25 protein-coding genes are annotated in these 24,355 nt (G+C 72.3%); 11 read left to right on the top strand and 14 right to left on the bottom strand.

What is annotated here, in order from left to right:
• Positions 1-8: 8 nt before the first annotated feature.
• From FXF51_RS43195 to FXF51_RS43170, 6 genes are all read right to left on the bottom strand, one after another.
• Complete coding sequence (locus tag FXF51_RS43195) at positions 9-1,436, bottom strand: sulfatase-like hydrolase/transferase (RefSeq protein WP_148440584.1); 1,428 nt, start codon at positions 1,434-1,436, stop codon at positions 9-11.
• Positions 1,433-2,794 (bottom strand): ABC transporter substrate-binding protein, encoded by a 1,362-nt coding sequence (locus tag FXF51_RS43190; protein ID WP_148440583.1) that lies wholly within the window; start codon positions 2,792-2,794, stop codon positions 1,433-1,435. Before FXF51_RS43190 ends, FXF51_RS43195 begins: the two co-directional genes overlap by 4 nt.
• Entirely contained in the window at positions 2,791-3,459 is a 669-nt protein-coding gene (locus FXF51_RS43185) for a hypothetical protein (protein WP_148440582.1), read from the bottom strand. The genes FXF51_RS43190 and FXF51_RS43185 overlap by 4 nt, the downstream gene beginning before the upstream one ends.
• Complete coding sequence (locus tag FXF51_RS43180) at positions 3,456-4,358, bottom strand: carbohydrate ABC transporter permease (protein WP_148440581.1); 903 nt, start codon at positions 4,356-4,358, stop codon at positions 3,456-3,458. The genes FXF51_RS43185 and FXF51_RS43180 overlap by 4 nt, the downstream gene beginning before the upstream one ends.
• Entirely contained in the window at positions 4,355-5,260 is a 906-nt protein-coding gene (locus FXF51_RS43175) for a carbohydrate ABC transporter permease (protein WP_148440580.1), read from the bottom strand. Before FXF51_RS43175 ends, FXF51_RS43180 begins: the two co-directional genes overlap by 4 nt.
• 129 nt (positions 5,261-5,389) lie before the next feature.
• On the bottom strand, positions 5,390-6,421 hold the full coding sequence (locus FXF51_RS43170; protein ID WP_148440579.1) for a LacI family DNA-binding transcriptional regulator: 1,032 nt from the start codon (positions 6,419-6,421) through the stop codon (positions 5,390-5,392).
• 122 nt (positions 6,422-6,543) lie between these two features.
• Between FXF51_RS43170 and FXF51_RS61265 the strand changes: the two genes are divergently transcribed.
• Together FXF51_RS61265 and FXF51_RS43165 are read left to right on the top strand one after the other, a co-directional pair.
• On the top strand, positions 6,544-6,711 hold the full coding sequence (locus tag FXF51_RS61265; protein ID WP_187414897.1) for a hypothetical protein: 168 nt from the start codon (positions 6,544-6,546) through the stop codon (positions 6,709-6,711).
• A gap of 78 nt (positions 6,712-6,789) precedes the next feature.
• On the top strand, positions 6,790-8,031 hold the full coding sequence (locus FXF51_RS43165; protein ID WP_148440578.1) for a low temperature requirement protein A: 1,242 nt from the start codon (positions 6,790-6,792) through the stop codon (positions 8,029-8,031).
• Positions 8,032-8,043: 12 nt separating this feature from the next.
• Here FXF51_RS43165 and FXF51_RS43160 read toward each other — a convergent pair whose 3' ends face one another.
• Both FXF51_RS43160 and FXF51_RS43155 read right to left on the bottom strand, forming a co-directional pair.
• Positions 8,044-8,862, bottom strand: coding sequence for an MBL fold metallo-hydrolase (locus FXF51_RS43160; protein WP_222871718.1), 819 nt, complete (start codon positions 8,860-8,862; stop codon positions 8,044-8,046).
• Positions 8,863-8,948: 86 nt separating this feature from the next.
• Positions 8,949-9,314, bottom strand: coding sequence for a winged helix-turn-helix transcriptional regulator (locus tag FXF51_RS43155; RefSeq protein WP_148440577.1), 366 nt, complete (start codon positions 9,312-9,314; stop codon positions 8,949-8,951).
• An 85-nt stretch (positions 9,315-9,399) separates the two neighbouring features.
• Between FXF51_RS43155 and FXF51_RS43150 the strand changes: the two genes are divergently transcribed.
• Positions 9,400-10,377 (top strand): zinc-dependent alcohol dehydrogenase family protein, encoded by a 978-nt coding sequence (locus FXF51_RS43150; RefSeq protein ID WP_148440576.1) that lies wholly within the window; start codon positions 9,400-9,402, stop codon positions 10,375-10,377.
• 63 nt (positions 10,378-10,440) lie between these two features.
• Here the strand turns inward: FXF51_RS43150 and FXF51_RS43145 are convergent, their stop codons facing one another.
• A complete protein-coding gene (locus FXF51_RS43145) occupies positions 10,441-10,875 on the bottom strand; it encodes a hypothetical protein (protein ID WP_222871717.1) in 435 nt (144 codons plus the stop codon).
• Complete coding sequence (locus FXF51_RS43140; protein WP_148440575.1) at positions 10,872-11,258, bottom strand: MerR family transcriptional regulator; 387 nt, start codon at positions 11,256-11,258, stop codon at positions 10,872-10,874. The genes FXF51_RS43145 and FXF51_RS43140 overlap by 4 nt, the downstream gene beginning before the upstream one ends.
• A gap of 50 nt (positions 11,259-11,308) precedes the next feature.
• Here FXF51_RS43140 and FXF51_RS43135 point away from each other — a divergent pair, with 50 nt between their 5' ends.
• Together FXF51_RS43135 and FXF51_RS43130 are read left to right on the top strand one after the other, a co-directional pair.
• Entirely contained in the window at positions 11,309-12,526 is a 1,218-nt protein-coding gene (locus tag FXF51_RS43135; RefSeq protein ID WP_148440574.1) for an MFS transporter, read from the top strand.
• Positions 12,510-13,265 carry a class I SAM-dependent methyltransferase gene (locus tag FXF51_RS43130; protein WP_148440573.1) on the top strand — a complete coding sequence of 252 codons (756 nt, stop codon included), beginning with the start codon at positions 12,510-12,512 and terminating at the stop codon, positions 13,263-13,265. Before FXF51_RS43135 ends, FXF51_RS43130 begins: the two co-directional genes overlap by 17 nt.
• A 9-nt stretch (positions 13,266-13,274) precedes the next feature.
• On the opposite strand, the gene FXF51_RS43125 is transcribed toward FXF51_RS43130, so the two are convergent.
• Genes FXF51_RS43125 through FXF51_RS43115 form a run of 3 tightly spaced genes read right to left on the bottom strand, consistent with a single transcriptional unit; the run spans position 13,275 to position 16,855 of the window.
• Complete coding sequence (locus FXF51_RS43125; RefSeq protein ID WP_148440572.1) at positions 13,275-14,669, bottom strand: sulfatase-like hydrolase/transferase; 1,395 nt, start codon at positions 14,667-14,669, stop codon at positions 13,275-13,277.
• A complete protein-coding gene (locus tag FXF51_RS43120) occupies positions 14,656-15,741 on the bottom strand; it encodes a Gfo/Idh/MocA family protein (protein WP_148440571.1) in 1,086 nt (361 codons plus the stop codon). The genes FXF51_RS43125 and FXF51_RS43120 overlap by 14 nt, the downstream gene beginning before the upstream one ends.
• 58 nt (positions 15,742-15,799) lie before the next feature.
• Positions 15,800-16,855, bottom strand: coding sequence for a substrate-binding domain-containing protein (locus FXF51_RS43115; protein ID WP_187414896.1), 1,056 nt, complete (start codon positions 16,853-16,855; stop codon positions 15,800-15,802).
• A gap of 173 nt (positions 16,856-17,028) precedes the next feature.
• Here FXF51_RS43115 and FXF51_RS43110 point away from each other — a divergent pair, with 173 nt between their 5' ends.
• The 4 genes from FXF51_RS43110 to FXF51_RS43095 all read left to right on the top strand — a co-directional run bounded on the left by FXF51_RS43110 (position 17,029) and on the right by FXF51_RS43095 (position 21,211).
• A complete protein-coding gene (locus FXF51_RS43110; protein ID WP_187414895.1) occupies positions 17,029-18,321 on the top strand; it encodes an ABC transporter substrate-binding protein in 1,293 nt (430 codons plus the stop codon).
• Positions 18,303-19,262, top strand: a complete 960-nt coding sequence (locus FXF51_RS43105; protein WP_262380207.1) for a carbohydrate ABC transporter permease — start codon at positions 18,303-18,305, stop codon at positions 19,260-19,262. The genes FXF51_RS43110 and FXF51_RS43105 overlap by 19 nt, the downstream gene beginning before the upstream one ends.
• A 2-nt stretch (positions 19,263-19,264) precedes the next feature.
• A complete protein-coding gene (locus FXF51_RS43100; protein ID WP_148440568.1) occupies positions 19,265-20,107 on the top strand; it encodes a carbohydrate ABC transporter permease in 843 nt (280 codons plus the stop codon).
• 90 nt (positions 20,108-20,197) lie between these two features.
• Entirely contained in the window at positions 20,198-21,211 is a 1,014-nt protein-coding gene (locus tag FXF51_RS43095; RefSeq protein ID WP_148440567.1) for a LacI family DNA-binding transcriptional regulator, read from the top strand.
• Between the two features lie 52 nt (positions 21,212-21,263).
• Here the strand turns inward: FXF51_RS43095 and FXF51_RS43090 are convergent, their stop codons facing one another.
• Complete coding sequence (locus FXF51_RS43090; RefSeq protein WP_148440566.1) at positions 21,264-22,172, bottom strand: NADP-dependent oxidoreductase; 909 nt, start codon at positions 22,170-22,172, stop codon at positions 21,264-21,266.
• A gap of 89 nt (positions 22,173-22,261) precedes the next feature.
• On the opposite strand from FXF51_RS43090, the gene FXF51_RS43085 reads away from it, so the two are divergent.
• The gene (locus FXF51_RS43085; protein ID WP_148440565.1) at positions 22,262-22,750 is read left to right on the top strand and encodes a MarR family winged helix-turn-helix transcriptional regulator; all 489 of its coding nucleotides are present in this window, start codon (positions 22,262-22,264) and stop codon (positions 22,748-22,750) included.
• A 72-nt stretch (positions 22,751-22,822) separates the two neighbouring features.
• Positions 22,823-24,259, top strand: a complete 1,437-nt coding sequence (locus FXF51_RS43080; protein WP_148440564.1) for an MFS transporter — start codon at positions 22,823-22,825, stop codon at positions 24,257-24,259.
• Positions 24,260-24,355: the final 96 nt, after the last annotated feature.

The raw sequence follows: 24,355 nt of genomic DNA, 5'->3' as shown, positions 1-24,355 counted from the left end.
GTACGGGTTCACTCCTCGAAGGGCGGTCGGCGGCCGGGCGCCGGCAGCGGCCTGGCCCGGTCGCCCCGCAGGGCGGACTCCCTGGCGTTCCAGTCGTCGATCAGGTTCAGCTCGGCCAGCAGCCGTTCGGCGGGCAGGACCGCGTCCCCTGCCTCGGCCAGCAGCTCGGTCAGGCGGGCGTCGGCCTCGGCGACCCGGCCGGCCGACGCCGGATCGGCGGCCAGGTTCCGGAGCTGCCACGGGTCGGCCTGGTCGTCGAACAGCAGCCACGGCCGCCCGCCGGCCTTGCGCGCGTAGGTCAGCTCGCCGGTGACGAACCCCCGCCACTCGCCGATGCCCTGGTCGTAGCCGTTGTCGAAGCTGACCCAGTTGCCGATCAGCAGCTCCTCGCGCAGCGGCCCTCGGGACCGGAGCCGGTCGCTCAGGTCGCGGCCGTACGCGCCGATCGGCGGCAGGCCGAGCAGCCCGAGCAGGGTCGGGGCGAGGTCGGTGAGGCCGAGCAGCCCGTCCGGCCGGTACGCGGGCACGCCCGGCCCGTTGATCACCATCGGCACCCGGACGGCCTCCGCGTACGGGCTCTGCTTGGCCCGCAGGCCGTGGGCGCCGAGCAGGTCGCCGTGGTCGGAGGTGACGACGACGATCGTGTCCCCGCGCAGCCCGAGCCGGTCCAGCCCGGCCACGACCCGACCGAGCTCGGTGTCCACGGCGGTGATCGCGCTCCAGTAGAGCCGCTGGAGCTCACGCTGGGCGGGGGTGTCCGGGGTGTTGGGCGGCACCGTCATCCGGTCGGCCGGGTAGCCGGTGCGCAGGTGGGCGGGCACCGAGTCGTACGGGTCGTGGGGCGGGTTGTAGGAGATCGTGAGGAAGAAGGGGCCGCCGTCACGCTCCGCTCCGGCGAGGAAGTCCAGTGCCAGGCCGGTCTGGGTCTGCGGTTCGTAGCCGGTGAACGCGACCCGGTCGCCTGGCCCGGTGTAGTAGTGGCCGTCCACGTGCTGGTGGGAGCAGTCGACGCCGGCGTAGTAGCCGATGCCCGGCCGCGCGGCCGGGGGCACCCACTTGTCGCGGGGCAGGCCGGCCAGGTGCCACTTGCCGATCCAGCCCGTCCGGTATCCGGCGGCGGACAGGGCGGTGGCGAGCGTGGCCGGCTCCGGGGACAGCGGCAGGTCGTTGGCGACGACGCCGTGCTGGTGCGGCAGGCTGCCGGTGAGCAGGCCGGCGCGGCTGGGGCCGCACACGGGTGAGCTGGCCAGCCCACCCGCGACGGCCGCGCCACCGGCCGCCAAGCGGTCCAGGTTCGGGGTGCGGACCTGGGACGTACGGGCGCCTGGTGAGGCGCAGGTCCGGAACGCCGGGAGGTCTGCGCCGCCGAGCCAGCCCTGGTCCTGCCCTCGCCACTGGTCGGCCAGCACCATGACGACGTTCGGAGCCGTCGTCACGCCTGGAACTCCCGCGGGTCGAGCTCCCCCGCCTTTACCGCGGCGTCGTAGGCCGCCTGCAGCCGCCCGGCCATCCCGGTGAGCGCGGGCCCGATCGCCGCCGACGGGTCGAGCAGCAGCTTCTCGATCGTCTGATCGACGCTCTCCCCCTCCACCTGCAGCAGCCCGCCGGGCGTCTTCGGCCACTGCTGATCCAGCTCACCCGGCTTGAACTGCTGCAGCAACGCGTTGTCCTTGATCGCGGCCGAGTCCCACACGGCGGCGTTCAGCGGCGGCGCGGCCTTGGCCGCCAGCGCCTCCTGCACCCCGTTGCCGGCCATGACCTCCAGCACCTTGGCCGCCTTCTCCGGGTTCTGGGAGGTGGACGAGATCGCGTACGGGTAGCCGGCGTTCATGGGCGAGCGCACCAGCCGCTGCCCGTCCGGCACCGGCAGCGGCGCCGCGCCGGCCTTGACGGTGCTGCCCAGGTCGGCCAGTGAGGAGACGATCGCGCTGCTGGTGATGTACATCCCGGCCTCGCCCTTGCCGAAGGCGTTGATGGCGACGTCGGCTGCCAGGGTCGCGGCGCCCGGGTAGGCGGTCTTGTCGGTGATCAAGGCCCGGTAGAGCTCCAGCACCGGCTCGTACTTGGCCGGCTCGTACTTCTGCGTGGCCGCGTCGAACAGCCCGAACTGCGCGAGCGCCGCGTCGCCCGCCATCACCGGGACGTCCACGCTCCACTGCCGGAACCCGGTCGCCTTGATCGGGACGATCATGCCGAACGCGTCGCCGCCGCCCGCCTTGGTGATGGCCGCGGCGGCCTTGCGGACCTCGCCGAAGGTGGCGGGCGGCGCGCCGGGGTCCAGCCCGGCCTTCTCGAACAGCTCCACGTTGATGATCATGCGGTTGGTGAAGGACGTGGTCGGGATGGCGTACGGCTGGCCGCCCCAGACCAGCTCGCTGTTCTTGCGGTGGTACGGCGCCGCGGCGTCCAGCACGGCCTTGCCGACCAGCTCCCGCAGGGGACGGACCCAGCCGGCCGCGACGAACGCCCCGAGCTGCGCCGACGGGCTGTGGAAGACGTCGGGCGCCCGCTTGGTCTGGAAGCCGAGGCGGACGATCTCCTCGTACTTGTCGGTCGCCTGCGGCTCGTAGCGCACCTCGATGCCGAGCGCCTTGCCCTGCTGGGCGTTCCAGGTGCGGAAGAACTCCTGCCTGGCCTTGGCGTGCGCGCCGGCCCGGTCCCAGACCACGATGGTGGTCAGCTCGCCCGGATCGGTGGAGCCGGTCGTGGAGCCGCCGCAGCCGGTGAGGGTGGCGGCGGCCCCGGCGGCGAGCGTGCCGAGGAAGCCGCGGCGGGTCAGGGTGGTGTGGTTCATCGGGGGCCTCTCTCGGGCGTGAGGAGCGGGGCCGGGCGTGGCCCGGCCGGCGAAGAGGGGGTCCGCACCGCGGCGGCCCGGTCGTACAGGGTGATCACGAGGCTGGCGGTGGCCGCCGGAAGGGCGACCACCAGCAGCGGGCCGAGGTACGGCACGCGGATCGCGACGAAGGGCGCGCCCGCGGCGGCGATCACGGCCGCCGTCGCGAGCAGCGCCGACTCGATCCGCGACAGCGCCAGCACGTACGCCGCCCGCAGCGCCGCGAACGCGCGGCCGGTCCGCGCGAACGCCGGCACCGACCACGGGGCGACGAGCAGCCAGGTCGCGCCCGCCACCACGCTGGTGACCAGCACCAGCCAGCCGTAGGGGCCGCCGGGCGACGGCCCGAGCAGGCCGATCAGCACCAGGGCGGCGATGCCCGCGTGGCAGCAGGCCAGGCGCAGCGCGGGCAGCAGGTGGCGGCCCAGGAACCGCACGGTCTCCGCCGCGCCGAGCGGGGCCTCGCCTGCGGACCGGCGGCGTTGCTGGGCGACCAGCCACAGGGTGGCCGCGGGCGCGGTGATCACGGGCAGGCTCAGCAGCAGCCAGCAGGCGCTCGTCCAGGCCCACAGCCACCAGCGGGACCAGGCCCGCATCAGGGCGCCGTCAGGGGTGAGGAGGGTCATCCCTTCACCGACCCGTCCGTCCAGCCGCGGACGAAGTGCCGCTGCAGCACGATGAAGATCACCACGATCGGCACCAGCGCCATGTTCGCGCCGGCCAGCACCGTGTTGTACGGCGTCATCCCCTCGGCGGCGTCGTACTGCAGGGCGCTCACCCCCACGACGAGGGTGCGCAGGTCCGGCGCGGCCAGCGAGAAGACGAGGGGCACCTGGTAGTTGTTCCAGGAGGCCTGGAAGCCGAGAATCACGGTGGTGGCCAGGATCGGGCGCATCAGGGGGAAGGCGATGCGCCAGTACGTGCCGAACAGGCCGCAGCCGTCGACGCGGGCCGCGTCCTCCATCTCGGTGCCGAGGCCGAGCACGAACGCCTTGATCAGGAAGATGTGCACGAGCATGATGCCGGCGAGCTGGACGAGCGCGATGCCGAGCAGGTTGTCGAGGCCGAGCGCCTGGGCGATCATGTACTGCGGGTAGAGCGTGGCCGTGGTCAGGCCGACGAACAGGGTGCCGACGTACAGGCCTTCGAGCAGGCGCTGGCCGCGCAGCCGTCTGCGGGCCAGCACGTAGCCGGTCATGCTGGAGGCGAGGGTGTCCAGGACCACGACCAGGGCGGTGACGACGACGCTGTTGACGAAGTAGCGGGAGAAGCTGGCCGTGGTCCAGGCCTGCACGTAGTTGCCCCACTCCCAGACGCGCGGCAGGATCCCGCCGTTCCTGCTGAGGATCTGCTCCAGCGGCGAGACGGCCGCGAACAGGCCGAACACCAGCGGGGAGAGCATGATCAGGGCCGCGGCGGCCAGGACCACGTGCAGCAGCACGGTTCCCGGGCGGAGGCGGCGCCGGACCGGCCGCTGCCGGGAGGCCGTGGCCGTCCGGGTCTCGGTGATGGCGGGTGCGCTCATGCCGGGGTCCTCCCGCTCCGGTTGATCCGCAGGTAGGCCACGGAGATGATGCCGACGACCACGCTCGCGGTGACGCCGAGCGCGGCGGCGTACCCGATCTGCGGCACCGACTCGGGCTCGAAGAAGAACCGGTAGAGGTAGGTGAACATCACCTCGGTGCTCCCGGCGGGGCCGCCGTCGGTGAGCGTCTTGACCAGGTCGAAGCTGCGCAGCGTCCCGATGATCGAGATGAGGACCACCACGCGGGTGACGGGTGCCAGCATGGGCAGCACGATGTGCCGCAGCGTCTGCCAGTGGCCGGCGCCCTCCAGGGCGGCGCTCTCCAGCAGCGCGTTCGGGATCGTCATCATGCCGGCGAAGAAGAGCAGCAGGTTGATGCCCAGGTGGGCCCAGACCCCGACCCCGATCAGGCTGCCCAGCGCGTTGCCCGCCTCGCCGAGGAAGCGGATCGGCTCGTCCAGCAGGCCCCAGCCGGTGAGGAGCTGGTTGACCGGCCCGCCGGTCTCCCGCAGCAGGAAGACGAAGATGATGCCGACGATGGCCGGTGACAGCACGTGCGGCAGGAACAGGATCGTCCGGTAGACGGTGCCGCCGCGGACCCCGCGGAAGAACACGTACGCCAGCGCCAGGGCCAGCGGGATCTCGATGATCAGCCGGCCGAATCCGAACTTCAGCGTGTTCAGCACGGCCAGCCACCACTGCCCGTCGCCGAGCATCCGCTGGTAGTTGGCCGCCCCGGTGAACTGCGGGGGCGAGAACCCGTTCCAGCGCTGGAGGCTGAACCAGAACAACCAGCCGATCGGCAGCAGCGCGAAGGCCAGGTACGGCAGTAAGGCCGGTAGCAGCATCAGGCGGGCGACGCCGTCCTCGCGCCGGCGCCAGGAGCGGACAACTGTGGACATCCGAGGCCTTCCCTATCGCGTACAGGCTTCACCACCGCGGTGCGGGCAAATTTAGATCGATCTAACCCGGCGGGTCAACCATACCGCATAAAACCCACATGGAATGTAGGTAAAGCGGGTTAGGAGGCGTCAGTGGCAGCCGCAGGAGGCGCGGGCGTGCACCTCGGGCGCCGGGGGAACCGGGCTGCCCTCGACCCTCAGGCCCATCTCCGCGAGCAGCACCCGGCCGCAGACCCGGCCCAGCTCGACCGGGTCCGTCGCGATGCTGCTGATCGGCGGGTTCCACATCGCCGACTGGCGCAGGTCGTCGATGCCCAGCACCGCGCACGGCACCGCGTCCCGCTCCCCCAGCCGCAGCGCCCTGGCCAGGCCGTAGGCGACGTTGTCGCTGTGGCACAGCACGCCGTCGGGCGCGGGCCCGGCGGCCAGCAGCTCCGCGGCCCTGCGGCAGGCGGCCTCCGCGCTCGGCTCCAGCGGCTGCGACCACGACTCGTCCCAGCCCGCGCCCGCCTCGGCGACCGCCCGGCGGAAGCTGTCCATCCTGCCGACGCGCGGCGACGCCAGCGTGTCCCCGCCGAAGTAGGCGACCCGCCGGCAACCGTGCACGGCGAGCAGGTGCTCCGCGCCGAGCCGGCCGATGGCCGCCTCGTCCGTGCCGACGAACGGCAGGTCCACGCCCTCGATGTGGCGCAGCAGCAGAACCGTCGGCAGGCCGCTGCGGCTGATGCCGGCCAGGTGCTCCGCCTTCGAGGTCAGCGCCGGGATGGTCACCACGCCCGCCGCCCGGTGCTCCACCAGCGAGCGCAGGATCTGCTCCTGGAGGTCCAGGTCGTCGACCATGTTCGCGATCATGACGAAGAAGCCGACCTCGCCGAGCACCTCCTGCACGCCCAGCGACACCTCGCCGACGAACGGGTTGATCACGTCCGGCATCACCAGGCCGACCAGGTCGTTGCGCTGGGTCCGCAGGTTCGCCGCCGCCTGGTTGTAGATGTAGCCGAGCCGCTCGGCCTCGGCCAGGACGGCCTGCCTGGTCGCCGCCGACACCAGCGGGCTGTTGCGCATCACCAGCGAGACGGTGGCCCGGGACAGGCCCAGCGAGTCGGCCACGTCGATCATCCGGACCCGGCGCGCGCCGGGCCGCTCCCGCTCCTCCCGCATGTCCCTCTCCCCATCGAGCGATGATCATCGGGCGGCCTCAGGATAGCCCGGGACGGGACCCTTCCGGGCGCTCCCCCACAGGCAGGCCGATCGGCTCCACCCGCTTCAGTATCACCGCGTACGTGAACGCCCCCAGCAACGCCACCCCCGAGATCCGTTGTTGCGCGGGAACCAGCGGCGCTCCGCCGCCGCATGGCCGGACGGGCCGCACCTGGACGGCGATCTGCGACCGGCTGATCCGGCACTACGCGGCCGCCGGAGCCCCGGAGCTCGCGGGGCGTGCGGTGTGATCACCGCCGACCGGCCTTCCTCAGGGCGAAACGGCGATGCGAGGATGTGCGGGAGTTCTCCGTCCCCCCTGGAGCGTCATGGCTGAGACCGGCCACCGCAGGAACCACCGGCACCGGCCGCTGTCGGGCCGCGACCCCGGGCAGGCGCACCGCGCCGCGACCCCGCTGGAGCTGCTGTTCGACCTGACCTTCGTGGTCGCGTTCGGGACCGCCGCGAACGAGCTGGCGCACTACCTGGCGGAGGGCCACCTCGGCACGGCGGCCGGCGGCTTCCTCTTCGCGGTCGGGGCGGTCGCCTGGTGCTGGATGAACTACTCCTGGTTCGCCTCGGCCTACGACAACGACGACTGGGTGTTCAGGATCGCCACCATGGTGCAGATGGTCGGCGTGATCGTGCTGACGCTCGGCATCGAGGACATGTTCTCCTCCCTCGACCGGGGGACGACCATGGACAACCGGGTGATGGTGTTCGGGTACGTCGTGATGCGCACGTCCATGATCTTCCTGTGGGTGATGGCGGCCCGGCACGATCCGGCGCACGCGCCCGCGGCGCGCAAGTACGTGTGGACGATCGGCGCCGCGCAGGCCGGGTGGGTGGTGCTGGCCCTGCTGGCGCTGCCGGTGCCGTGGCTGCTGCCGTGCTGCGTCGCGTTGTTCGCCGTCGAGGTGGCCGGTCCCGTACTGGCGGAGCGGCGCGGCGCCACGCCGTGGCACGTGCGGCACATCGCGGAGCGGCACGGCCTGCTGGTGCTGATCACGCTGGGCGAGGGGGTGTTCGGCACGGTCGCGGCGCTCAACGCGCTCGTGCACACCGAGCACCGCTGGACCGTGGACGCCGCGCTGCTCGCCGTGGCCGGCATCGGGCTGACGTTCGGCATCTGGTGGACGTACTTCGCCATCCCGTGGGCCGAGATGCTGGAGCGGCACCGGGAGCGGGCGTACGGGTGGGGCGTCGGGCACGTCCTGCTGTTCGGCTCCATCGCCGCCACCGGAGCGGGGCTGCACGTGGCGGCGTACTTCCTGGAGGGAGCCGCCGTTCTGGGCAGCACCGCCACGGTGCTGACGGTCGCGGTGCCCGTGTCGCTCTACGTTCTGGCGCTGTACGCCCTCTATCTGATCTTCATGCGGCATCGGGACCCGTTCCACCTGCTGCTCCTGGCGGGCACCGTGGGCGTGCTGGTGCTCGCGGTGGTGCTGGCCGGGCTGGGCGTGAGCATGGCGTGGTGCCTGGTGGTGCTGATGTTCGCGCCCGCCGTGACGGTGGTCGGGTTCGAGACGGTGGGGCACCGGCACCTCGCCGAGGTGCTGCGGGAGGGCTGACGGCCGTCCCATTCAGACGAGATCGTGCACCAGCCCCGGGGCGGCCACGTGGACCGGGCCGTCGAAGTGCGGCTCGGCCTGCGCCTTGCGCGTGGCGTCGCCGCCGGGCAGGTGGGTGAGCATGAGCTGAGCGGCGTTGGCCTTCTGCGCGGCGCGGGCGGCGTCGGCGGCGCTGAGGTGGCCGTGCCGGGAGCGGTCGGTGTCGTCCAGGGTGGCCTCGGCCAGCAGCAGGTCCACGTCCGCCGCCAGGGTGTGCAGGGCGTCGGTCACCCCGGTGTCGCCGGTGTAGGCCAGCGTCGCGGCGGGCCCCTGGACGCGGGCGCCGCAGTTGGGCAGCGCGTGGCGCAGGGCGTGCATGGTGACCAGGCAGTCGCCCAGCTCGAACTCCTCGCCGGGCCGGTACTCCCGCACGTCCAGGGCCAGCTCGAAGACCCGGTCCAGGATCGGCGCGGTCGACAGCGGGAACAGGGCCGCCAGCCCGAGCAGCAGGTCCCGGCCGCCGGCGGGCACGTAGAGGGGGATCGCCGGGCGCAGCGCGTCCACGTCGTGCGCCGCGAACGGGTCGGTGAGCTGGTCGGACAGGATCCTGCGGCCCAGCGGCAGCAGGTCGTAGCAGTGGTCGATGTGCAGATGGCTGATGACGACGCCGCTGAGGCTCCCCGGCGGGATGACGCCGCTGAGCGCGGTGGCGACCCCGGGCCCGCAGTCGAGCAGCAGCCTGGCCGCACCGGTGGTGACCAGGTAGCCGGAGCTGGCCACCCCGTGCGAGGGCATCCCCGCCCGGCAGCCGAGAACGGTCAGGCGCATCGGCGCGGCCTCGTGGTCGAGCATTCCCCGAGCCTGGCGCGGGCGCCGATCGGGATCACCAACCGCGCCTGACGAACAGGCGAACCCTCACCGACGTGACGGTGTGCTGCTCAGTTGTGCCGCGCGGCGGCGGCCGCCTCCTGGAAGTCGACGATGGCCTCGCCGTGGTCCCTGGCCCAGGCCGTCAGGACCTCGATGGGCTCGACGAGGGTCCGGCCCAGGTCGGTGAGGCTGTACTCGACCTGCCGCGGCGCCTCCTCGCGGCGTTCGACCAGGCCGTACTCCTGGAGCCTGCGCAGCGTCTGGGTGAGGACCTTGCGTGAGACGCCGCCGATGAGGGCGGCGAGCTCACCGTGCCTGCGGGGCTGCTGACTGAGCCCGAAGAGCACGAGCACGGACCACTTGTCGGAGATGATCTCGACCGCCAGCCGCGTGGGGCAGTCGGAGAGGAAGGACGGTCCCGCGACGTTCTGCATGACATTCGAAGGTACCAGGAGGTAACCGCCGGCTCCGTAACGTCTTCTGTGAGCACGTAACCAGCAGCGATGCGAAGGAGTCACCATGTCAAGAGTCGTCGTGTTCGACGAGTTCGGCGGGCCGGAGGTCATGCGCGTCGTCGAGGAGCCGGTCGCCGAGCCGGGCGCCGGGGAGGTACGGGTCAGGATCGAGGCGTTCGCGGTGAACCCGCTCGACCAGATGATGCGTTCCGGCAACTCGCCGGCGCCCGTCCCGCTGCCGCACGCTCGCCTCGGCTGCGAGGGAACCGGCGTGGTGGACGCGCTGGGCTCCGGGGTCGTCGGGCTGAGCGTCGGCGATCCGGTCATCCTCGCGGCCATCCCGGACGCGAGCGCCAGGGGCAGCTACGCCGAACACACCACGCTGCCCGCGAGCCAGGTCATCCCCCGTCCTGCCGGGCTCTCGGTGCCGGAGGCGGCGGCGGTCTGGGTCGCGTTCTCCACCGCCTACGGCGCGCTCGTGGAGAAGGCGGGAATGCGGCCGGGCGACCACGTCCTCATCACCGCGGCGTCCGGCGGGGTCGGACGGGCGGCGATGCAGGTCGCCAACCAGATCGGCGCCGTGCCCATCGCCGTCACCCGGCACACCGCGCGGCGCGACGACCTGCTCGCCGCCGGCGCCGCCGCGGTCGTCGCCACCTCGGACGTCGCCGGCGCCGTCCGTTCCCTCACCGGCGGGGCGGGGGCCGACATCGTCCTCGACCTGGTCACCGGCCCCGGCCAGGGGGAGCTGGTGAAAGCGGCCCGGCCCGGCGGGACGCTGCTCGCCGCAGGCTTCCTGGACCCCGGGCCCACCCCGTCCCCGGTGGACGCGGCGGTCACGATCCTCAGCTACCGGAGCTTCGAGCACACCCTCGACCCCGTCGTGGTGCGGCGCATGGCGGCGTTCCTGAACGCGGGGGTGCGGCTCGGTGCGCTGCGGCCCGCGATCCACCAGGTGTTCGCCCTCGACGACGTCGCCGAGGCGCACCGCCACCTGGAGAAGGGGCTGCACGCCGGGAAGAAGATCGTCGTCGCGGTCTGAGCGGGCCCCTCGTGACCGGGCCCCTCGTGACCGGGCCCCTCGTGACCGGGCACAGGCGTACGCTCATCCTCCCTCCGGCCCGTCTGAGCGGACCTCGGCCGCGATGCCCCGCCGCCGGAGCCGCAGGTTGAGATACTCCATCTCCGCCGACGTCCCCGTCAGCCCGGGGCCGGCCAGCTCTCCGGCCAGCTCGCGAGCCTGGGGAAGCGACACCCGCAGTTCCTCTCGCAGCACCTTCAGAACCGGGACCATACCGGCCACGGGGCCGGCCAGCCGCAACCGGCTCGGCCCGTGTTCCGCCAGCAGGGCGTCGCGGATGTAGCCGGGTGTCTCGCCCGAGCCGAAATCCTCGCAGCCACCGTCACCGCACGACTCGCAGCTGAACCCGGTGTCCCAGCACAGCCGGCCGGCGTCGTCGACGAACTGGTTGACCTGCCGGATCAGGGTGCCTCCGCAGGCCCGGCAACGCGAGGTGAGCTTCGCCGTCTGCGCACTCATGCGGGGCTCTGAGCGAGGCCGGGCGAGAGCGCGCGGGGCGCGGCGGCGATGACGGCGTCGAGCAGTTCGCGCGAGGCCACCAGCTCGCCGATGGCGCGGGAGATGCGTTCCCGCTGCTGCCGCAGGTCGTCGACGATCTCCGGGCAGACCGGCACGAGGTTGCCCGCCTTGACGCGGACACAGGGCAGCACCTGCGCGATGGTCTCAGTGTTGAGCCCGGCCGACAGCAGGCGGCGGATGCGCATGACGGTGTCGATGTCCGACTCCTGGTAGTAGCGGTAGCCGCTGGCCGCCCGCTCCGGCCACAGCAGCCCCTGCTTCTCGTAGTACCGCAGCAGCCGTTCGTGCACCCCGGTGCGCCGCGACAACTCCCCGATCCGCACGCTTCCTCCAGTTGACTCTGACATGGATGTCAGAGCTTAACCTCCACCGCATGCAACGATCATCTCCGGCGATCGCCGCGCTGTGCGTGAGCGTCTTCGTCGTCGGCACCGCCGAGTTCCTGGTCGCCGGGCTGCTGCCGCAGATCGGGTCCGATCTGGGGGTCTCCGTCGCCGTCGCCGGGCAGGCGGTGACGGCCTACGCGATCGGCACGGTGATCGCCGGGCCGCTGGTGGCGATGCTCACCGTACGGCTGCCGCGCAAGGGCCTCATGCTCACCCTGATGGCGGTCTTCGCGGCCGGCAACGCGGTGAGCGCGCTGGCTCCGGGCTTCCCCGCGCTGCTGGCCGGGCGGGTGCTGGCCTCGACCGGTCATGCCACGCTGTTCGCGCTGACGCTGATCGTGGCCACCACCGTGGCGGGTCCCGATCGCGCGGGGACGGCGATCGCCGCCGTGACCTCCGGCCTGACCGTGGCCAACCTGCTCGGCGTGCCCCTCGGCGCGGCGCTCGGCCAGGGCCTGGGCTGGCGGTTCCCGTTCGCCGTGCTGACCGCGCTGGCGCTGCTGTGCCTGGCGCTGATGGCGGTCGCGCTGCCGCGCGTGGCGGCTCCGCCCACGAGCGTCGCGGCGGAGGTCGCGGTCCTGGCCAGGCGGCCGGTGCTGATGTGCGTGGCCACCACGGCCGTCGGCTTCGCCGGGGTCGGCGCGGTGTTCACGTACGTGGCGCCGATGCTGACGCAGGTCAGCGGGTTCTCCCCGGCCACCGTCTCCTGGTTGCTGCTGGCGTACGGAGTGGGCAGTCTCCTGGGCAACCTGGTGGCAGGGCGGCTGGCCGACCGCTCGGCGGGTGCGACGCTGCGCGGCGTCTTCGCGTGCCTGACGGCGCTGCTCGCCCTGCTGCCGCTGGCCGTCGTGCACCGGCCGGCGGCGGCGGTGGCGGTGCTGGGGCTCGGGCTGCTGGCCACCGCCACCGTCGCGCCGCTGCAGACGCTCATCCTGCGCCGCGCCGGCGCGGCTCCGACGCTGGCGGTCACCGTGAACGTGGCCGCGTTCATGCTGGCTCACGCGGTGGGCTCGGTGATCGGCGCCGGTGTCGTGTCCGCCGCCGGGCTGCGCTGGACGGGCCTGGCCGGAGCCGCGCTCAGTCTCGCCGGGCTGCTGCTGTCCTACCTGGCCGTGCCCCGGCGCTCCCCACACCCGCCCACCACAAGCCCGTCCGACGCAAGCCCGTCCGCCACAGTGAGGATGCTTCATGACCGCCGCCGCTGACCACTACGACCGGCTGCTCGCCCAGCACTACACCTGGATGCTGGGCGGCGACCTGGACGCCCTCGCCGCCGAGCAGGCAGACCTGCTGCGCGGCCTCGGCGTCACCCCGGCGGGCGCGGGCGCGACCGCGGTCGATCTGGGCTGCGGGCCGGGCAACCAGAGCCTGGCCCTGGCCCGGCTCGGCTTCTCCCGCGTGCTGGCCGTCGACACCAGCGAAGCGCTGCTCGGCGAGCTGGCCGCCGCCGCCGGGGACCTGCCCGCGATCAGCCCCGTCCGGGCCGACCTCCGCTCCGCGCTGCCGCTGATCACCCGGCCCGGCGAGGTCCGGACCGTCGTCTGCATGGGCGACACGCTCACCCACCTGCCCGCCAAGGCTGATGTGACCGCCCTGCTCGCCGACGTCGCCACGGCCCTGGCCGGGGACGGCTGCCTGGTCGTCACCTACCGCGACCTCACCGGGCCACTGACCGGCACGGACCGGTTCATCCAGGTACGCGGCACCGCCGACAAGCTCCTCACCTGCTTCCTGGACTACCGCGACGACGACGTCGTGCTCGTCCATGACCTGCTGCACACCCGTACCGGCGAGACCTGGACGCAGCAGGTGAGCAGCTACCCCAAGCTCCGCCTCGGCGCGGACTGGCTGGCCGCGCAGTGCGCGGCGGCCGGGCTGGTGGTCCGGCGCGACGAGGTCGGTCCGCGAGGCATGCGCCTGCTGACCGCCGTCAAGGGCGCATGAGGGAGCCGCTCATCCCCACCTTCTCGGCTCGGTGGGGTAGGGGGCGCGTCCGAAGGCGGAGAGCCCGGCCCGGGAGTGCTGGCCGGAGCCGTTGACCGGCAGGCGGCTGCCGTCCATGGCCGGATCCGCGTGGCGGGCGAACCACTCTTCGAGCCTGGCGCGCAGGTCGTGCAGCTCCGGCGGCTCCTCGCCGATCACGTTGTGGCGCTCGCCGGGGTCCAGGCCGAGGTCGTAGAGCTCGTGCGGGCCGTGGGGGTAGCGGTGCACGTACTTCCAGCGGGTGGTGCGGATCATCCGCACCGGGCCGTACTCGTCGTGCACCACCACCTCCCGCCGGGCGGCGGAGAACGGCCGCCCGGGGCCGCCTGCGTCGCAGGGCAGGCCGAGGTGGCCGAGCAGCGTCGGCCTGACGTCGTAGGCGGACAGCAGGGTGTCATTGACCTGCCCGGCGGGGATGCGGCCCGGCTGGCTGGCGATGAACGGCACCATGACGGAGGAGTCGTACATGTTCTGCGGGAAGGTGCCGTTGCCCTTGCCCCAGATGCCGTGATGGCCGCAGTTGAAGCCGTTGTCGCTGGTGAAGACGACCAGGGTGGACGCGGTCAGGTCGTGGCGGCGCAGCGTTTCCAGGACGCGCCCGATGCCTGCGTCCATGGCGGTGACGGCGGCGTAGTAGCCGATCAGGGCGGCGCGGGTGTCCGGTTCGCCGCCGACGGGCGCGCCGTCCTCTTCGTGCGGCTGCCAGGGGTGCGGCGGCTCCTGCGGGCAGCTGTCGAAGGCGCAGTTCGCGTAGAGCTGCTCGAACTCCGGCGGGTGCTGGCCCTGCCACGGCTTGTGCGGGGCGGTGTAGTGCAGCGACAGGTAGAACGGCGCCTCCTGGGACGCCTCGCGGTCGATGAACGCCTGTGCCTCGGCGGTGAGCACGTCGGTGAGGTAGCCGGGCACCTCGCGGCGCACCCCGTTGTCCCAGATGGGGGCGTGGTGGTACGGCCCTCCCCCGGACTCGTGGGCGTACCAGTGGACGAAGCCGGGACGCGGCCGGTCGTTGGCGCCGAGATGCCACTTGCCGACCAGGCCGAGCCGGTAGCCGGCCTCGGCCAGGTCGTCGGTGAACAGACGTCGCCCCTGGAGGAAGTCGATCGCGCCGGGCCCGGCGTGGTGGGCGCTCAGCCAGTCGTGGACGCCGTGCCGCGACGGGATCTGGCCGGTGAACAGCGACGCCCTGGCCGGGGAGCAGACCGGGGAGGCACAGAAGAACCGCGACAGCCGCAGCCCCGACTCCGCGAGCGCGTCCAGGTGCGGGGTGCGGATGTCGGCGTTGCCCGCGCAGCCCAGCGCCCACGGCCCCTGGTCGTCGCTGAGGATGAACAGGACGTTGGGCCGCCGGGGGTCACGGCTGGCCAAGGCGGCGCCGATCCGCGGCGACGAGCGGCTCGCCGAGGGGCTGCCGGTCCGTAGCGACGAGCGGCCGGCCGAGGGGCTGGCGGTCCGCGGCGACGAGCGCGGCCTCGCCGGTGTCCGCCGACGCGTACGCGGCCAGCACGGTGGCCACCACCGCCCTGCCCACCTCGGGGCCGATGGCGGCGGGCCGCTCCCCGCGTACGGCGGCGGCGAAGTCGCGGAGCTGGTCGCGGAAGGCGAGGGCCACTTCCTGGTCGATGTCGCCGGGCCCGGCCAGTTGCCCGGCCCGGCCCCGCGCGGCCAGCCAGACGCCGTCGGCGCGGGAGGCCCGCAGCGTGCCGTGCGAGCCCAGGACCTCGATCTCGTCCATCGGCGGGATGGCGCCGGTGGTGACGGAGACGGTGACCAGCACGTCGTTGGCCAGCTCCAGGTGCAGCAGCCCTTCCGTCTCGACGGGCAGGCCGCGCTTCTCCAGCCGGGCGGTGACGCGGACGGCCGGCGCGCCGGCGAGCCAGGTGGAGCGGTCGACGCAGTGGGCGCCGATGTTCATCACGGCGCCGCCGCCCGCCAGCGCGGGGTCGAAGAACCAGGCCGGCCTGCGGTCGCGCCGGTAGTCGGTGGCCCGCCGGTCGACGATGGCGACGGGGCGGCCGATCTCGCCGGACGCGACGACCTCGTGCGCCTTCCTGGTGATCGGCAGGTAGTGCTGGACGTGCCCGAGGAAGAGCACCACCCCGGCCTTGGCGCAGGCGTCGGCCATGGCGTCGCAGTCGGCGAGCGAGGTGGCCATCGGCTTCTCCATCAGCACGTGCACCCCGGCCGCCGCCGCGTCGAGCGCGGGCGCCAGGTGCAGGGCGTGCGGGGTGCAGACGATCAGCGCGTCCACCGCGTCCAGCATGCTGAGGTGGTCGGGGTGCACCCGCGCGCCGCTGCGCGCGGCCAGCTCGGCGGCTCTGGCCTGGTCCACGTCGCAGACGGCGGTGACGCGCACCTCGCCGGGCATGGCCAGCGCGGCCTGCGCGTGCAGGGCGGCCACTCCGCCGGCGCCGAGCAGGCCGAGTCGAACAACACTCATCGCTTTCCTTCACGTCGGGGGGTCGGCGTGATTACCTTGACCGAAGTCATCCTTAAATTCAACCCTTCTTCATGGAAGGACTTCCGGTCGAGTCGCGGATCACCAGGCGGGGCACGATGAGGTGCTGCCGGAGCGGGGCATCCGGGCGGGCCAGACGGTGCAGGATCGTGTCCACGGCCAGCCTGCCGACGTCGGCCTTGGCCGGGGAGATCGCGGTGAGCGGCACCTCCGACAGGTCGGCCACCTCGTCGTCGTAGCCGATCACCGACAGGTCGCCCGGCACCCGCAGGCCTCGCCGCAGCGCCGCGCCGACCAGGAGCGTCGCCTCCCGGTCGGCGAAGCAGATCGCCGCCGTCGCGCCGGCGTCGAGCAGCACGCCGAGGTAGTCCTCCGCGTCGGCCGCGCTCCAGCGCGGCAGCGTCCGCTCGGCCGCCGGGGCGAGGTCGCTGTCGGCCAGCGCCTGTGTGAAGCCCTGGACGACCTGCTCGGAGTGCGGGCTGGTACGCGCCATGTAGGCGATGGCGGTGTGCCCGAGCGAGAGCAGGTGGCGCGCGCCGAGGTAGCCGCCGGCCCCGTGGTTGGAGCAGACGAACTCGTAGACGTCGCCGCCCGACCGCAGCCTGCGCTCGACCAGCACCGTGGGCAGCGGCAGCGCGTCGAGGTAGGCGTGCGCGTCGGGCCGCCGCCCCAGCTCGGGCACCAGCAGCAGGGCCTCGGCCCCGGCGGCCAGCATGCCCTCGACGCCCTTCTCCTCCTGCGCGGCGTCGTAGCCGGTGCTGCGCAGCAGCATCTGGCAGCCCCGCGCCGACAGCTCCTCCTCGATGCCCGCGATGATGCGCGGGTAGTAGTACGTCATCGAGGGCACGGCCACCCCGATCACCGGCCCCGCCGCCGGCACGTCGTGCTTCACGTAGGTGCCCGACCCCTGCTTGCGGTAGACGAGCCCCTCGCTGACCAGCAGGTCGATCGCCCTGCGCACGGTGTTGAGACTGACCTCCTGCTCCTTGGCGAGCTGCTGCTCGGTGGGCAGGCGGCCCTCCGGCCACCGCACCTCCGCGATGCCCCGGCGCAGCTCGTCCGCGAGCACGCGGAACTTCTGCCTGCGTTCGTTCATGCCACCTCCGTGGGCATTGTGGCCGACTTCGGCGGCGCCCCGGCGCCTGAGCGGCCCGCAGGGTTGTATCGCCTCAGTAACGACAAGATTCATTCCTATGAATGTGTTGACCCTAGCGGATGAATCTGCGCAGAATCCTCCACAACGTTCCCGCAAGCAACGGTGGTTCCGCGATGAGACTCCACACCCCGGGCACAGCCGCCCTCGCCGTACTCCTCCTGAGCACCACAGCGTGCGGCGGCACGGACGGCGAAGCCGGCGCCGCCGCGGAGTTCACCTACTGGTCGATGTACAAGCAGGACGAGGTCCGCGCCAAGATCGTGCAGGACGCGGCCACCGCGTTCACCAAGGAGACCGGGATCAAGGTCAACGTGGTCTTCCAGGGCCGCGAGAACCTCAAGAAGCTGCAGCCGACGCTGGTCGGCGGCAACGTCGGCGCCGACCTGGTGGACGGCGCCGCGTTCAACGTGCTCAACATGCTGCAAGCGACCGGCAACGCCGCCGACCTGTCCGGCGTGTACGCCGCCACCATCCCCGGCGAGACCAGGACGGTCGCCGACGTGGTGCCCGACACCTACGAGCGGCTCATCACCGACGGCGGCGCCAAGTACCTGGTGCCGGTCGCCGTCCACTCCTGGCAGGTCTTCTACGACGCCAAGCGGCACCCCGAGCTGGCCGAGCAGCCGCCGCGCACCTTCGACGAGTTGCTGGCCGTGGCCGGTGAGCTGAAGCGGAAGGGCAGGACCCCCCTCGCCCTCGACGGCGACGTGGCGGGCTACCCGCCCAAGTGGACCGCGACCCTGCTGATCCGCGAGCTCGGCCCCGGCGGGCTGGCCAAGGTGCTCCAGGACAAGAGCGGCGCCGGGTTCGACGACCCCAGGGTGCTCAAGGCCGCCGCCTACATGGAGCGGCTCGGCAAGGGCAGCCTCTGGGCCGACGGCTGGGACGCCAGCAAGTTCCCCGCGATCCAGCAGAAGTGGGCGCAGGGCGAGTCCGACCTGCTGTTCATGGGCACCTGGGCGCCCAGCGAGACCGGCGAGGTCGCCGGCGAGGGCTTCGAGTACCGCTCCTTCCCCTTCCCCGAGACCGAGTCCGGCTTCGACTCCCAGGAGACGACCCTGTACGGCTTCGCGGTTCCGGCGAAGTCCCGGCACGCCGAGCAGGCCGGGAAGTTCATCGCCTACTTCCTGAACAAGAAGTGGATGGACCGCATCCCGGCCGAGGACAAGGTGCTCAGCGCCCGCACCGACACCACCACCCCGCCGGAGCTGGCCGACACCAAGAAGGCGCTCGGCTCGGCGACCGCGGCGCACTTCGCGCTGGACGGGGTGCGCGGCATGGGCGACTGGGAGACCAAGATCTTCAACCCGCTGTCGAAGGAGATCCTGTCCGGCAGGCTCACGGGCGCGCAGTTCGTGGCGCGGCTCAAGACCGAGACCGTCGAGTGGTGGAAGGTCAACGCCTGATGGCGGTCGAGGCCGTCCCCGTCCCGGTGGCGCGGGCCGCCGCCGCGGAGTCCAGCCCGCTGGCCCGCTCCAGGCGGCGGCTCTACTGGCCGCTCGTGCTGCCCGCGCTGGTCGTCTACGTGGCGGTGTTCATGCTGCCCGGCCTGCTCACGGTGGCGCTGAGCTTCACCAAGTGGGCGGGCTCAGGACCGATCGAGTGGGTGGGCCTGGCCAACTACCGCAGGCTCTGGTACGACGACGTCTTCGCCTCGTCGCTGGTCAACACCATGCTCATCCTGTTCGGGGTGGGCGCGCTGACGTTCCTGTTCAGCTTCGGGCTGACGGTGCTGCTGCGGGAGATGGCGGGACGCAAGTTCGTCCGCGCGGTCATCTTCTTCCCCAACGCGGTCTCGGCGCTGGCCATCTCGATCCTGTGGGGCTTCCTGTTCCAGGCGGACGGCCTGATCAATGGGCTGCTCGGCGCGATGGGCCTCGACGCGGTCCCCCGGTGGCTGTCGGACGACAACCTGTTCTTCGTCATCTGCGCGGGCCTCGTCTGGGTGAACACCGGCTTCTACACCACCATCCTGATGGCGGCCGTCGACCGCATCCCTGCCTACCTGTACGAGGCGGCCGATCTGGAGGGCGCCACGTCGTGGCAGAAGTTCCGCGCCATCACCCTGCCGCTGATGTGGGACGCGGTCGCGGTGAGCGCGACGCTCTGGGCGATCAGCGCCATCAAGATCTTCGAGTTCATCTACGTGTTCGCGGGGGCGGCCGGCTCGGTGCCGACGACCAAGGCCTGGACGCTGTCGCTGTACGCCTACGCCGAGGCGTTCCAGCCGACCGGCGAGTCCAGGTTCGGCGCGTCGGCGGCGGCCACGGTGGTGACGCTCGTCCTCATCGTCGTGCTGACCCTGCTGACCAGGCGGGTCACCCGCCGCGACAGCCTGGAGTACTGACCATGGCCCCTGTCCCCCTCCGCCTGCGCCCGCGGCACGCCGGGTTCGCCGTCGTCTGGCTCGTCGTGGCGTTCGACGTCCTGGTGCTGCTGTGGATGCTGCTCTCCTCGCTCAAGACGGCCAAGGAGATCTTCGCCAGCCCCTTCTCGCTGCCCGCCACGTGGCAGTTCGACAACTGGGCCCGCGCCTGGCAGGTCAGCGAGTTCGGGCCGGCCATCCTGCGGACCGTGGTCGTGGTCGCCGCCACCGCGGCGGGCACCGTCGCCATCGCCGCGCCCGCCGCCTACGCGCTCAGCCGCTTCCGCACCAGGAGCGCGTCGCCGCTGACGTCGTTCTTCGCGCTGGGTCTCGGCATCCCGGTGCAGGCCATCATGTTGCCGCTGTTCGTGGCGTTGTCGCAGGTGGGGCTGGTCAACAGTCTCAGCGGTCTGATCATCGTCTACGTGGCGACGTCCGTGCCGTTCGCCGTGTTCTTCCTGACGGCCTTCTTCCGTAACCTGCCGGGCGATCTGGAGGAGGCCGCGGCCATCGACGGGGCGACGCCGTGGCGTACGTACTGGCAGATCATGCTGCCGCTCGCTCGCTCCGGGATCGTCACGCTGCTGATCCTCAACGTCATCCAGCACTGGTCCGAGGGGTTGCTGTCGCTGATCTTCTTGCAGGATCCGGCGCAGCAGACGCTTCCGCTGGCGTTGCTCGGGTTCCTGACGCGGGTGCAGTACAGCGGGGCCGACTGGGGCGGGTTGTTCGCCGCGCTCGGGATCGTCATCCTGCCGCTGCTGATCATCTATGTCTGGCTCGGCCGGCGGATCATCGAAGGGATGACCCTGGGGAGCGGAAAGTGAACATACCGGCGAGATGGCGGCACTGACGGTTCGCGGGCGGCCGTCGAGCGACGGCGGGCCGCCCGCACGGCCGGTGGCTAGACTGCCGCCATGACCACGGAGTCGTCCCCCCTCACCATCGCCCAGCTCGCCGAACTGGCCGGCGTCTCCACCGCGACGGTCTCCAAGGTCGTCAACGGCCGCTCCGAAGTCTCCGCAGAAACCCGCGCCGCCGTCGAAGAACTCATCCGCCGGCACGGCTACCGCCGCCAACGCCGCCGCTCCACCCCCACCGGCCTGATCGAACTCGTCTTCCACGCCCTCGAAGGCGACTACCCCGTCGAAATCACCAAAGGCGTCGCCCAGATCGCCCGCGCACACGACCTCACCGTCAGCATCTCCGACCTACGCCGCGACCCCCACGCCGCCGACACCTGGCTGGAAGGCGTCCTGCGCCGCCGCCCCACCGGCGTCATCGCCGTCTTCTCCGGCCTCACCGAACCCCAGCACCAGCAACTCACCCACCGCGACATCCCCCTCGTCCTGCTCGACCCCGCCGACACACCCGCCCGCACCATCCCCTCCGTCGGCGCCGGCAACTGGAACGGCGGCCTCACCGCCACCCGCCACCTCCTCGAACTCGGCCACCGCCGCATCGCCATCATCACCGGCCCCGACAACGCCCTGGCCAGCCGCGCCCGCCTCGACGGCTACCGCACCGCCCTCGACCTCGCCGGCCTGCCCGCCGACCCCGCCCTCATCGGCCACGGCGACTTCCACATCCACGCCGGCCAAACCACAGCACACCACCTCCTCCAGCTCCCCGACCCACCCACCGCCATCTTCGCCACCAACGACGGCCAAGCCATCGGCACCTACCACGCCGCCCACCACCTCGGCCTGCGCATCCCCCACGACCTCAGCGTCATCGGCTTCGACGACATGCCCTCCATCCAATGGACCATCCCCCCACTCACCACCATCCGCCAGCCCCTCACCGACATGGCCGCCGCAGCCACCACCATGCTCCTCACCCTCGCCCACGGCCAACCCCTGCCACAAAACCGCGTCGAACTGGCCACCGAACTCATCATCCGCGAAAGCACCGCACCACCCGCCGCCTGAGCCCGGCTCCGGACGCCGAAGGACACCCCGTGCTGAAGCGCGAGCGCAGCACTCAGGGCAGCAGGACGATCTTGCCGCGGAGGTGCCCCCGCTCCAGCCGTTCGAACGCGGCACGAACATCGTCCAGCCGGTACGTGGCCGCGATCGGCACCTCCAGCTCCCCAGCGGCCACCAGCGCGGCGAGCTCGGCCAGCAGCCCCGCGTTCTTGACGGAGCTGCCGTCGGCCTTCACCCCGTACTTGGCCACGGCGGCGAAGTCCGCGATCGTGTTGACGCGCTCCGGCGGCACCCCCAGCTCGACGGCGAGCGCCACGTACCCGTCGCCGTAGGTGTCGACGAACGCGTCGACACGGGCCTCGCGCAGCCGTTCCTCCAGGCCGTCCCCGTAGGCGACGGCCCGGACGCCGTGCGCGGCCAGCCACTCGTGATGGGCGGGCCCGGCGATGCCGATCACCTCGGCCCCGGCCCGCCTGGCGAGCTGGACGGCGATCGAGCCGACACCGCCCGCCGCGCCCGACACCGCCACCGTGTCGCCCGGCCGCGGCGAGACCGCGCGCACCGCCGCCCAGGCCGTGCACCCCGCGATGGCCAGCGACCCGGCCACCTCCCACGGCACGTTCTCCGGCTTGGGCGTGAGGTCGCCGGCCTGCACGAGGACGTACTCGGCGTGGCTGGCGCGGGCGTCGGTGAAGCCGATGACCTCGCTGCCCGGCGCGGGGCCGGTCACGTCAGGGCCGGTCCTGACGACGATCCCGGCCAGGTCGCTGCCCTCGCCCGACGGGAACGTGGCGGGCCACCGGTCGTGCAGCAGCCCTTGGCGGATCTTCGCCTCGCCGGGGTTGACGGCCGCGGCCTTGACCTGGACCAGCACCTGGCCGGCCGCGGGCTCGGGGATCGGGACGTCGGCCACGCGCAGGACGTCAGGGCCGCCGTACTCGTCGAATCGCACTGCCTTCGCCATGCCCGGCTCCTACCCGGCCCGGAGACCGCCGAGTCGATCGTCCTCTCGCAGATAATCTCCAGCGGGATGGTTTGGGTAGGCTGGCAGGCATGACAGCGATGGCTCCCGCGCGTACAGAAACAGACCTGTCCTTCCTCCTCGACCACACGGGCCACGTGCTGCGCACGCAGATGTCGGCGGCGCTGGCCGAGATCGGGCTGACGGCGCGCATGCACTGCGTGCTGGTGCACGCCTTGGAGGAGGAACGCACGCAGATCCAGCTTGCCGAGATCGGCGACATGGACAAGACCACGATGGTGGTGACCGTGGACGCGCTGGAGAAGGCCGGCTACGCCGAGCGCCGCCCGTCCAGCACCGACCGGCGGGCGAGGATCATCGCGGTCACCGAGGCGGGCGCCGAGGTCGCCAGGCGCAGCCAGCAGATCGTGGACGGCGTGCACAGGGCAGCGCTCGAGACGCTGCCCGACGACGAGCGCAAAGTGCTCGTCCGCGCCCTGAACCGCCTGGTCGGCGGGCATCTGGCGACCGCCGCCGAGGGCACGCAGCAGGCCCGCAGGGCGCGGGAGCGCGCAAAGTAAGTCCGAAAAGGATCGTCTGTAACGGAACTATCTGCTACGGTCTCTCTTGTCGACCTGAGACGGGAGAGACCAATGTCTAATGTGCTCAATTCGCGCTGGACCGCACTGGGCGTGCTGTCCGCGACCGGACTGATGACGGTTCTGGACGGCAGCATCGTGACGGTGGCGATGCCGGCCATCCAGCAGGATCTGGACTTCTCGGCCGCCGGGCTGAGCTGGATCGTCAACGCCTACCTGATCCCCTTCGGCGGCCTGCTGCTCCTGGCGGGCCGGCTGGGCGACCTGATCGGGCGGCGGGCGATGTTCCTGGCCGGGAACGCGGTCTTCACGGCCGCCTCCGTGCTGGCGGGCGCGGCCACCGACGCCGGTCTGCTGATCGCCGCCCGTTTCCTCCAGGGCGTGGGCAGCGCGCTGGCCTCCGCCGTGGTCCTGGGCATCCTGGTGACGCTGTTCACGGAGCCGGCCGAACGCGGCAAGGCGATCGCGATCTTCAGCTTCACCGGGGCCGCCGGCGCATCCATCGGGCAGGTGGTGGGCGGTGTGCTGACCGACGTGCTGAGCTGGCCGTGGATCTTCTTCATCAACGTGCCGATCGGTTTGGTCACCATCCTGCTCGCACTGCCGGCGCTGCCCGCCGACCGCGGCGCAGGCCTGTCGGCCGGGGCCGACGTGATCGGCGCCCTGCTCGTGACGTCCGGCCTGATGCTGGGCATCTACACGGTCGTCAAGGTCGAGGAGTACGGCTGGCTCGCCGCCCACACCCTGGGCCTCGGTGCGCTCTCCATCGCCCTGCTCGGCGGCTTCGTGGCACGGCAGGCCACCGCCAAGGCCCCGCTGATGCCGCTGCGGATCCTGCGCTCGCGCAACGTGGCGGGCGCCAACCTCGCCCAGATGCTGAGCCTGTCGGGCATGTTCGCCTTCCAGGTGCTCGTGGCGCTCTACATGCAGCGGGTCCTGGGCTACGGCGCCCTGGAGACCGGCCTGGCCATGCTGCCCGCCGCGGTCGGCATCGGCACGATCTCGCTGTTCGTCTCCGCCCGCCTCAGCGCCCGGTTCGGCGCCCGCACGGTGCTGATCGGCGGCCTGGTGCTGCTCGTCGCGGCGATGCTGCTGCTCACCCGGGTCAGCGTGGACGCCGGTTACCTCACCCACCTGCTGCCTCCGATGCTGCTGATCTCGGGCGGCGGGCTGGTGCTGCCGGCGCTGGCCACGCTGGGCATGTCCGGGGCCCGCGACAGCGACGCGGGGCTGGCCTCCGGATTGTTCAACACGACGCAGCAGGTGGGCATGGCCGTGGGGGTGGCGGTGCTGTCCACGATGGCCGCCTCTCGTACGGGCGAGCTGCTCGCGGCCGGGGCCGGTGAGGCCGCCGCGCTCACCGGCGGGTACCGGCTCGCGTTCGCCATCTCCGCGGGGCTGCTGGTGGCGGCGTTCGTGGTGGCGCTCACCGTCCTGCGCCGCCCCGCCGACCGGCCGGCCGCCGAGGCCCAGCCCTCCGTGACCGTCTGAGCCGCGACCTTCCCGGCCCGGCGCGCCCCTGGCGTGCCGGGCCTAGGGTTTTCCCGGATCCGGTCCCGGATGCGACCGCCGCCCCCTTGCCGCACT

The organism is Nonomuraea sp. PA05 (assembly GCF_008086045.1).
Classification (GTDB): domain Bacteria; phylum Actinomycetota; class Actinomycetes; order Streptosporangiales; family Streptosporangiaceae; genus Nonomuraea; species Nonomuraea monospora.
This window is presented reverse-complemented; position numbering and strand designations above follow the sequence as displayed.